Genomic DNA, 11,941 nt, shown 5'->3' with positions numbered 1-11,941 from the left:
TGTTTATTATTCGTTTGAAAAGAGAGTTAAAACAGTATTCAGGTTAACTATAGGGCAGAAGTGACGTTTATTATCGACTGTGAAGAGTTTCTTTTGTGATCTTTGTGGAAAATCAATATAATGGTATATGAAGAAAAGTAAACCTTATAACATTTTCTTTAAAAATGTTATAAGGTTTACTTTATTTTTTTATTAATTAAATTCCAATTTAGACGGTTACTACAGTGTTATTTAGTTGTAATTATTTGAGTTTACCAAGATAAGATGTCATGATATACCCGAATTTTATGAGGAGTATTTTATTTTAGATATGTACAATGATGGTTTTAAATATTTTCAATACTTATTCAACGAGTACAATTGTTCCAAAAATATCTGCATTGATCCATCCTTGGTTTTTGTCTTCTCCGGGGACAAAGACAGAACCCATAAAATTCTCTCTTTCTTTACTAGTATCATTATCATTATAAGCAATTGCAAAACCTAGTTTTTGATTTTTGGATAATACAACAGGATCATTTGTTTTACCTTCTTGATATGTATGGTCATATACAGTAAGCTCGAACTCCCAAACAGAAACATCACCTTCGGTCTTGCGTTTGGTTATCACGTGATTATTATAAAGCACTGGTTTTTTTTGAGAGTCAAGATCCACAACATTGCCATCTAACGCTATGTGATATGCAAACGCATTATTATTATATTGATGTTCGCCACCAGAGTTGTCTGCATCTATAAAAATTTCTACACAATCATCGTCCCACCATAATTTTAAAGGATCCTTATGTTGATCGTATAAAGTATCATCTTTTATTTCTACTAGGATATAAAGTGCTTCTGGAGTCCAGGTCATTTTGTATCTACCTAAAAAATCTTTAAAATCTGGAAATTCTCCAATCCAGTTTTGATCCATTGGATGCCACTGTGTTTGATTCCATATGGGGTCGTTCATATCTCCATCTAAGTTTGGAGCTATTTCGGCTTTTTTTATTTCTCGTATTTGATGATCTTTTTTTTCTTTTTTTATACCTATTAGTTGTTCTTTTGTATCAACAACTGCTTTTTCAGAATTCTTATTTTCTTCGCTTTTACAACATACAGCTAAAGCTAAGACTAGTATTATGGCTATTCTTTTCACAATGATAATGTTTCGATATTAGTTTTACTTTTAAAAAAGAATGTAAGATATTAAAAACATTTACTATTTGTAGACCGATATAATGAAGTTAAGATTTTGTAAAGTTGAAAACTAACATAGTTTCATAAAAAGCCCCTAAAAGGAAAAGCGATCGTTTAGTGCTAAACGATCGCTTTTGGCTAATATATCAGTTTAAGATATATTCATTATAATAGGGACAAAAAAATTATTGTTTTATAACTTTTAATCTCTTTAGTTTCGTGCCATTTAGTTTCACCGTACAGAAGTACATACCTTGATCTCGCATATCAGAGCTATTGATTTCTATGGTTTGATTTCCTGCTTGAGTGTTTTTACTATATACGGTTTTAGTTTGGCCTAATATATTAGAAATAGATACTTCTAAGAGTCCATTTTTTGATGTATTTATACTAAGAGTACCTCTATCTCTAGTAGGATTTGGCCAAAAAGAAATACTACTTTCTGTTACTGGAGAATTTTCTTTATCAGCATTATCGGCTAATTCCATTGCTCTGTTAGAAGGGCAATTATTTGTACAATTGTTAGACCAGGTTCCAGTTCTTTTTCCATTACTACTACCAGTAACACTGAACCATCCATCAGTACCTCTGGTTAGATCGACCGTTTGTTGCCCATTTCCGTTATTAAAAACAACACCAACATTATTGGGAGTAACTCCGTTAGGTAGCGTAAAAGTTTTTCTGCACCAGGATGTGCTGCTTAAATTATTCATATCTGCTCCAGGCCAACCTGGCGTGCCAGACAGTGTTTGATTTGTAGATTTATTATACAAATATATATTGGTGTTATTACCCCATCCACTTGGTTTTTGGAAGTTTAATGTAACATCACTGGATGATCCAGATCCGTTACTACTACAATCACTCGGGCACGTATTACTCCATGCATTCCCTCTGTACCATCCATCTGCACTTCTGGATAGATCATCGGTTTGATTGTTCCCATCATTAAAAATTACTCTAAGATTATTTGCTGATACACCTGCCGGAGGTGTTATCGTGAAAGAATACCAATCAGTTCCTGAAATGTTAGTCATATTATTTCCTGGCCATCCACTAGTTCCAGGAAGTGTTACATTAGCTCCAGAATCATATACGTATGCATTGATATTAGATCCCCAACCTGCTGGTTTGAAGAAATTAACCGTGTAAGGAGGTACTGTTTCTCCACCGCCAGTATTTCCACCTTGCGTCCATACAGCATAGTCAGTACCAGAAGTCTGTAATGTCCATCCGCTTCCATTTGGAGACCAATTACCTGATCCTAATTTCATTGCTAGTGTTCCAGATTTACCATCTATGTACGCAGCATATAAATCTGCTCTAGCTTCATCGATACTGATAGTTGATCCAGCATATACTCTTACACTTTTTCTTGCAGAAATAAGATCCTTTATTGCATTACGCACTCCAGTTCCTCCATCGAAGAAATGTGTCCAGAATACCATAGGGTTTCCTGGATGAGTAAGAATATAAGCATATCCTTTTCTAAGATTGGTTTCTCCGCCAGGAAAAACAAAATTTGATCCACAACATTGTTGTGCAAATCCGGTATCGTGATTGTCAAGAAAAGTAACTGACTTCGAAGGGTTGATTCCGATCATTCCAGAAGGGTTACCAGAAAAATCTCTTAAATAGGATAGATTATTATCTCTAATTGCATTTTGCAGACTTACTTTTGTATTAAAATCAAATGCAGAAGATGAACCTTGTGTTCGATTTACAAAATTGTTAGTTTGTACTCTACTACTTTCTAGTAATTCCCCAACTGCGAAATAAGGATTTGTAGCATCGTTATATTCTTTGTTGTAGATTGGGTCATATCCATGAACGAAATCATATCTCCATCCATCAAAACCAAGATCATCTTGTAGTTTTTTCATCCACTTAATAATCTCTGCTCTTACAGCAGGATTTCTATGATCTAAATCTCTAGCTGCTGCAAAACCTCCGCTCGATCCATCTGCTTTTAGATCAAAACCAGGTACAAAGTCGTTATTAATGCTAAACTCAACTGGTCCATTTACAAAGTTTCTCCCTTCATCATCAGCGGTGATATAAAATGTTGGCCAAGCTGGATTTGTAAAAGTTACCGCATCGTTAGTACCTACACGGTGATTGACAACTATGTCACTAATTACTTTAATATCCAAGCTATGAAATTGATCAATAAGGGTTTTTAGTTGATTGGTAGTACCGTAAGCACTATCAAAGTTATTAATTTCTCTAGGGAGATATCCTTGTGGTGCAGCAGAATTACTTGGAGGTGGCATCCATATTAGATCAATACCAGCATCATTTATCGCGTTTCTCGCATTAGATACTACGTTATACCAAGTTTGTCCTGCTGGTTGATTTTGAACATTCCAGTCAAATGCTTGAAACATTACATCTTCATCTTGAGCTTGTAATCCTACAAAAGGTAAACAAAACAGAAGACTTACAAGAATTCGTAATACGTTTTTTCTTTTCATTTTTAAGATTTTTTTCGTTCTGTTAAGAACAATAGTTTGTAATAAGTGAGTTTGTGTTTTCTCTCAAATTTTCGTTCCGAGAAAAAATAGAAATCTGAAGTAAATAACTTAATAGAACTGTATAAGGTGAATAAACAGTATTTCTAACTAAAGAAGAATTAATACTGACTTTTTTATTGTGGTATATAGAAAGATACTGGTTTGAGTATTATTCGATAACAATAGAAATTAATTATGACGGCTACTATTAAGTAATCTTTTTCAGAGGTTTAGTTTGATAAAATTATTCTTCTTTATTCTGACTGATATTTTGGAGAATAATTTTATCTAATTAGAGTAGCTCAAACAATTTTGAAATTTTCGGTGGAGGGGGTGTTGATTTCATAATTCATAAGTTTTAGTTTGTAAAAGTGTTTCTTGTGTTATTTTTTCACTAAGTTATTACGAAATATTCAATTTTTATGTTATAGGAAGTTACTACAACGTTTTCGTGTTGATAAATTATTAGTATTTCACATAATATGTTAAAAAACAGGGTTTAATTAACAGTTGTTTATACTGTTTAGAAAATATTCATTGTGTAGATGTTAATGTTTTTAGTAGGTTTATGTATTATAATATCATAGCTTTTTTTAGGTTACGAAACTTGTTTTGAGAATTATAGCAACTAATAAAAATTAAACAACTCTCTGGTTTTTATTCTTAAGATAGAATATATTATTAAGGAATAATACAATTGTTAATCGGAGCCTGTCGAAGTTTTAACTTGGTTAGAAATCTTATCCAACCCTTATCAGACATCACACTGATAGCCGATAAAATCAAATCCTAATACCCTAGATTAACTGCATATCTTAGGAATAAGCACCCAACTTTCTGATATAGAAATTAGTACTGTTTATTTACCAAACTTACTCTGTCGGTTAAAAAGGTAGGGGTGATACTCGGAGTGCCTCCAGAAGTATCACTCAAGGAATATCTAGATAAAACTTATATTTAGTATATATGAGATATCAGTACTATTTTGATGTGTTTTTAGTATTTGTCTAGTCCTAAATAATCTGTATCGATTATTTAGGACTAGACATATTTAATTCGTTTATATGGGTAAAAATTAGTAACAACTTTATCTGTGAAATAGTTACAGTATTAGCTGTCTTGTTTTTTATTATATTACTTTTTAAATATTTTCTTAGTTCTCACTTGTTTCACATCAGTTACTTTAATGATGTATATACCAGAAGTAAGATTACTTAGATCCACGGTGACATTTGCCTCTTCCATATTTTGCGAAAGCACCTGTTGTCCTAGACTATTGATTATTTTAAGATTAGCAGTCTTTGAACCATTATTATTGATAGTAAGTATATCTGTTACAGGGTTCGGAAATGCGTACAGTACGCCTTTGGCATCTGAAGCTTCTAGTTCAGGACTCGTTCTTATTAGATTAGTGCATCCAGAAACGATAAGATCTGGTCCAGTTACTTCTACATAATCAATTTTAGCAAGCCCCTCAATACTAGTAGCATTAAGTGATATCGATTTCACTCCGGCATCTAAGGTAACTGTTGTCGACATCGTTATCCAATTACCTTGTGTATCGCTGAATAGCATATCATTAGCCATGGTAGTTCCGTTAACAATTAAGTCAGCGGTTCTGGCCGAACCACCATAGTAACGCCATACAAAAGTATACGAGCCAGCTGCACCATCAATTTCCCAATCTATTGCTTTTCCAACTGCATTTGATGTGTTGGCGTAACCAATACCAGTATACCCTTTAGAAACACTTTTAATGGAACCATCTACGTTGCAAAAGCCCATTTCATTTTCTTCAATGATTATGGTATTTGTGGATCCATTGAATTCTATCCAATTTAGATTTAATAAATACCCGTTGCCTCCTTTAAATACCAGATATACATCGTGAGTTCCACTTACTGCGTTCAGAGCAGCACTTACAGTTTCATAATTAGTCCATGAACCTGTGGTATCTACAGGAATAGTGGTGATTAAAGTGCCAGAGATTCCATTGAGTCGAACTTCAATATCTCCTCCATTGTTTTTGCTTGAAACTCGGGCATTAATAGCATTAGCACAGCTAAGATCAATATTATTAAATCGGAGCCAATCTCCATTTTGTATAAACCCAACTTGTTGTCCACCACCAGTATCAGAAGATGATTCAATCATTATTCCTGACATCGTATCGTAGTCTTCCGCTTCAATGGTTGTACAAGCTGATACTTCACTTCCATATACTTCTACTTCAGCTAAATTTAATACAATAGCTGTAGAATCAGAATGTTGTTGTATTTTAATAATTTGACCAGTGACTCCACCAACATCCATTGTTATAGATGGATCTGGATAAGTAGTGTATGTTTTGGTATAGGTTATAGCGCCATTACTATCCATAACAATAACATCAAAATTAGATAACCTAGTATTGCAACAATTATCTATACGGGCAAAAACATTAATATCGTCAATGGTATGATTTGACCCTAAATCAACCTGCCACCAAGGATCTATTTCTGAGGATGTACGTGTTACCGAACCGCCAGACCATTTTCCATTGGTGTTGCCATCAATAGCTAGAAATGCTTCACCACCACCGTTCGGATGATTGGATGATTGAGTAGCAGCTCCCTGTAAGGCAAGGTTAGTTTCATCTGGATCAGTTCCTCCGTCATCTGTAGTAATAGTTAATTGTCGCATTTTAGATGCGGCAGCTGCGAAGGTATTATTTCCGCTTTGTGAAGCTGTTATATTTGTCGTGCCCACTCCTTTAATGCGAATCTTATTGTTTACAATAGTTGCTACATTGTTATTAGAACTGGAAAGGGTAACTGCAGCTCCGGAACTGGCATGTGCAAAAGGCGAAAAATCAGGATCACCTACTTTTTTATTCGGTATCTCACGAAAATCAATGAATTGATGGTAATTAGGTCTTGTTTCTCCTACTAAATAAGCTTGCTCAGGTCTAGTATAGGGTACGTAATCTGCATTCGCTTCTAATTGATCATTTACATGCTTTAATACTTCTACTTCATCAGGCATGGCTAATCCACCGTTAGTAATTGTTGTAGAAAATGTTATTGAAGCTCCGGCAGAAGTAATTCTTTTTACCATTCTATATGCTTGATCCTTGTCGTACATTAGTGGCTCGTCGTTTAAAGACCACCGTCTACGAATGGGAGCAAACATATGTTTTACGAATACTTTACCTGTTTCGGGGTGTACTGATAAAGGTGATTCTTCCATATCTGTAACAGTATACTCTTCATAGCCCCAAGAATTTGATGGGGCTTTTTGTCCTCCTATAGAAGTCACATGGCCTGCTGTAAATTGAGACCATATGTCATTAGCTTGATATTTTATTATTTTATAATCATCTTCATCTCTTTCATTTACACCATCTGAGTCGACCTTTATGCCAGGGAAATAACTTTTATTAAAATTGACACCAAGAGCAGCTCCAGGATTCGTTTCTTTAATTACATTAATAAATATATCCTTTCTGGGAATAGAATCGTCTGATCCCCCAATTTTATCAATCCAATATCCATCTACTAAACCATCGAAACGCTCTAGAAACCCTCTCATTAATAGATTGAAAGCTGGGTAATTACCCAGGTTATTTCTGTTTTTATAGGCATCCCAACCAGCTATTTGAGCCGCTGACCCTTCGCCCATATTAGGCCAGTGGTTTATGTATAGGATGACTTTAATGCCAGCATCTTTAAATACTTTGATGACATCAAAAATGATTTGTTCATTTTCTAGACTTGGAACAAAATCAGGATGTATTTCATTCGCTACATCTATATAATTATTTTGCCGTACTGTATATAAACTACTATTCGCATTATTGGTTAAGTTTGTAATCACGTGACCAATAGTAGGATAATCTCTAACGATTTGTTTAGCCGCTTCTACGTAGTCATAACCATTGGCTACATACCGATCTAAATCTTTTCCTCCTCGAATAATTAAACGAACACCCCAGGAACCTTCCATCCATGGAACCTCAGAGTTTTGCTGTGCCTTCCCTATATCGGAACAAAGGATTAAAAAAACTAATAAGACAAGTGTTTTCGTTCGTGAAATCAGGTTGTTTTTTTTAAAAACAGCTATTAATTTGTTATTTGTAATCATTATTTTCATTTTTGCGGGTTCATTAAAATTATGTGCGTGTATCCGTGTTTTTATATGAAATGTCTAGTTCTAAATAGTATTACACAAAAATGTTATTTATGGAATCACGCATAATAATAGTTTTTACTCTTTAATTATTTTTCCTGTAAGTACGTGTAATCTGTTAGATACTTTTAAGAGATACAATCCTCTTGACAATCCACCGATATTAACAGAAGCCGTCCCTTTAATTACACCTGTGCGTATGGTTTTACCAGTAGTGTCACTAATTGTGTATTTGTATGTTTCAGCAGTGTTTAAGCCAATTGTTACTTGATCTTCTACAGGGTTTGGATAAATAAGGACTTCACTAGTATCGCTAGTATCAGCATCTCTATTGCTTGTTATTGGAGTAATGATCCAATGCAAGTTTTGATTGGTACTAGACGAATTCCAAAGCCCAACATTCTGAAGATTTGATCCACCTGAACCACCATCGATAGCAAGACTTGGATTACTACGCATAATCAATTTGAATGCACCTCCACCTACATCAACTTTTTGCCAATGTTGATTATGATTATTTTCATTCATATCCCATAAATATACATTTCCTTCATCTTCACCTACACCGCCTCCATCTAAGGCATAATCAGTATCCAGTTTTTGATAAGTATAGTAGCCATTACCTCTATCAATCTCGATCCATTGCTGATTCACATTATTCGGTTTTTGACTATATAAATAAACATTTTGAGTAGTATCGCCTCCCCAATTTCCATCTATAGCATAACCTTTTGCATTATGCTTAGTAATATGCACTAATTTGGTGTTTGAGATACTAGTTCCATAAACTTCAACCTCAGCTAAATTCATAGTAGGTGTTTCATTAGATTGAACTCTAACAATCTGACCAGTAGCTGATGGAATCTCTATAATCATTAATGGGTTAGGAATATCGATGAATGTTTGTGAATATTTTGTATTACCATTACTATCAAGAATTGATACAGTGAAATTTGTTAATCTTCCGATACAACATGCATCGGTTCTATTGTACAAATGAACCTCATCAATGCTAAATTCATTTCCTAAATTTACCTCCCACCAAGCGTTAGGACCGGTAGCAGCAATTACAGAATCTCCTCCGAAAGCTCCATTGGTATTGCCATCAATTGCATACTCGGCAACTCCGCCATTTTGCGTTCCTGATTGTGAGGCTGTTCCATTTAAAGCTAAATTATCCCCATTATCGATAAAATCTGAGATAGAAATATATTCAGAGGTTACCATGTATCCCTGTGCATCAGTAACTGCAAAAAATATTAGTTCAGCACTAGTAGGAATAGCAGCAGAAATCGTATTTCCAGAAATAGTTGCATTGATTGACTCCCAAGATTTGTCGTTTAAATCTACAGTATTACCATCAGCAGTATAGAATAATTGAGCACTATCTAGTCCAATGGCTGAACTAGCAGTCACATACCCTATGTTTGAATTAATAGAAATATTTTCTACTAGCGGTAATGCTGCACCTCCATTAACAACAGAATTAGCAAACCTATATACTTCATCACGATTTCTCCAAGTTAAATGACCGTGTGCAAAGCCATCAACGTACAATAAAGTTGAGGGTCCATTAACTGCTTGTGAAGATTTCTGGTTTACAGAAAGAGAAAAATGAAAATCATTAAGTCCGTTCAGCCATAATGTAGGAAAAGTTACGTTATCAAAATACGCACTTCCATCAAAATAGGTGTTCACAAAGTCTGCTTCTGCCTCACTTGTTATAGCGTCTCCTTGATGCCCATCAGATTCGGATAAGAATCCTCCGCCGTAAACTGGTATTGCCCAAGCTAAGCGATTGTCTACTCCAATTACAGTACTTGTTATGGTTCCTCCCCAACTCGACCCCATAACACCAATTTTACTGGCATTAATCTCAGGGAAAGAAGCTATAAGTGAATGTGCTTTCATTACCTGAGCAATAGCGTGATAGAACCATTGCTCCTCAATAGGTAATTGATAATCATTCCAAACGCCAGCGCGTTTTGGACCTGGATTTGGAGTTAGGTCACCGTTAGGGTAATGACCCTCTAAATCCATGCTAATGGCGGCATAGCCTTTATCATTCCAGTAATCTATTACCTGAGGAAAGGCAGTTCCACCACCACCATGAGCATATACGACAGCTGGCCAGCCTCTTGCAGGAGGATTACCGCTTGGCGCGCTGTAGTAAGCAAAAACTTCCACTTTCTCTCCTAAATAGTTAATGGACTCGTATAAGATCCCTTGCATGCCATTTTGTGCATCCACATTTGTAGTTGTCCAATTAGGAACTTCTTTTAATTCTGAGACATTCCAGGGACCAATAGTTTCATTATTCTCTGCACCCAACACTGTTAATACACGTGATCTATTTGGTGCAGCATTATATGTTGCGTTACCCGCTTGTGATGCAGTTATATTTGATCTACCTTCTCCAACAATACGAATTTTACCATTTACAATAGTCGCTACACTAGTATTTCCACTAGTATACGTTACTGGCAAACCAGAGCTTGCGGTAACTCCTGGATCTAAGTCAGGATCGCCTACTCGAGTAGTAGGAAATGATGGAAACGTAATTACTTGATCTTGTTTAGTATCCCCTACAACCACTAGTGGTCGCTCAGCCGGTACAGCCGATGTATAAGCTCCTGCACCAGATTGCGTAGCCGTAATGGTAGTTTTACCAGGACCTATAATACGTATTCTACCATTAACTATAGTAGCTACATTGGTATTAGAACTCGTAAAAGACACCGCTAATCCTGAGGTTGCAGTAGCCGCAATGAAATCAGGGTTACCAACCTCTTTTGTTGGAATATCCGGAAATTCAATATATTGGGTTTCTCCTACTAAACTAGCACCTTGTGGTCGTGTATAGGGTACATAATCAGGTTTAGTATTCATAAGCATTCTTCGATTAACTTCCTTCATAATGCCCATTTCATCAGACATCATATGACCCGCTCGACCGTCTCCAAGGTTTGGTGTTTGGTTAGTGTTTGCAAAAGTAATCATCCCACCATAATCCGTAATCCTTCTAACAAACCTATAGGCTTCTTCGGTATTAAAAACTATAGGTACTTGTGGAGAGTGCCATCTTTCTCTAATAGGAAACCAACCGTGCTTTTGAACTTGTTTTCCGTTACTAGCTGTATAGAAGGGCTCTACCATGATATTTGGTATCATGAACTCTTCATATGACCATGAGTTTGGCGGAGCTCCTTGTCCCAAAGGTACAATATGTCCATCCGTAAAATCAGGTAAAGGATCATTAGAATCGTGCAGTTTCACATAATAATCGGCAGGGTTTGTGTCATTAACACCATCTGAATCTACATAAACATCTTCTCCATTATGTGTTAATCTACTTGCTCCTCCAGAAGCAATTAAAGCCGTTGGATCAGCTTCACGTATCATTGCTACAAAATCTCCAAAATTACCATCGCCTCTTAGGACGGATGTTGTATCTAACCAGTACCCATCGGCATAACCTGCGGAAGCTTCTACAAAGCCTTGTATGAGATGGCGATAAGCTAAATATTCATTTCCGCCAAATTTAGTGGTGTAATAGTTCACCCAACCTTCCTTGAGGTCACCAGTAGCTCTATCCAAATAGTTTGTAGAAATGTAAAGAATTATTTTCTTACCTGAATTTCTTAACAGTTGAATTGCTTCTACAGCAACTCCATCATTTTCCACGCTGGGAATCATTGCAGGATGTATTTCATTAGCTACATCAACATTGGTATTTGCTCTTGTATTAAAATAATGGGAGTGTGCAAAGTAAGATAGATTGGTAATTACATGGCCTGCTGTAGGAAGCTCATCTACTATTTCCTGAGCACCACTCATATAATCTTTTTGATTTAGGTTAATTTCTGTATCTAGTCTTTCTCCTCCAAAAATAGGAAACGTCACTCCCCAAGATCCTTCAAAACTAACTTGAGAAAACGTAACAGTTTGTGAAACTATGAATAATAAGATGAATAGGACTAAGGGCTTTGATATATCGAACAGCCGACTTCCGGACTGAGCGAATACATTTTGATTGTTGTTTTTCATGGTTGAGTTTGTGTGGTTTTAGAGTTTTGTATGAT

4 protein-coding genes are annotated in these 11,941 nt (G+C 35.6%); all 4 read right to left on the bottom strand.

Annotation, left to right across the window (positions count from 1 at the left end):
- Positions 1-343 precede the first annotated feature (343 nt).
- On the bottom strand, positions 344-1,138 hold the full coding sequence (locus D1818_RS06665; protein ID WP_233558575.1) for a CBM9 family sugar-binding protein: 795 nt from the start codon (positions 1,136-1,138) through the stop codon (positions 344-346).
- Between the two features lie 226 nt (positions 1,139-1,364).
- A complete protein-coding gene (locus D1818_RS06660; protein WP_118457233.1) occupies positions 1,365-3,653 on the bottom strand; it encodes a starch-binding protein in 2,289 nt (762 codons plus the stop codon).
- A 1,173-nt stretch (positions 3,654-4,826) separates the two neighbouring features.
- On the bottom strand, positions 4,827-7,814 hold the full coding sequence (locus D1818_RS06655) for a carbohydrate-binding protein (protein WP_158596961.1): 2,988 nt from the start codon (positions 7,812-7,814) through the stop codon (positions 4,827-4,829).
- A gap of 123 nt (positions 7,815-7,937) precedes the next feature.
- Positions 7,938-11,906, bottom strand: a complete 3,969-nt coding sequence (locus tag D1818_RS06650; protein WP_118457228.1) for a T9SS type A sorting domain-containing protein — start codon at positions 11,904-11,906, stop codon at positions 7,938-7,940.
- Positions 11,907-11,941: the final 35 nt, after the last annotated feature.

The organism is Aquimarina sp. BL5, from assembly GCF_003443675.1.
In the GTDB taxonomy this organism is placed as follows: Bacteria; Bacteroidota; Bacteroidia; order Flavobacteriales; family Flavobacteriaceae; genus Aquimarina.
Note: the sequence above shows the minus strand (reverse complement) of the source record. Positions and strands in the feature narration are given on the sequence as shown.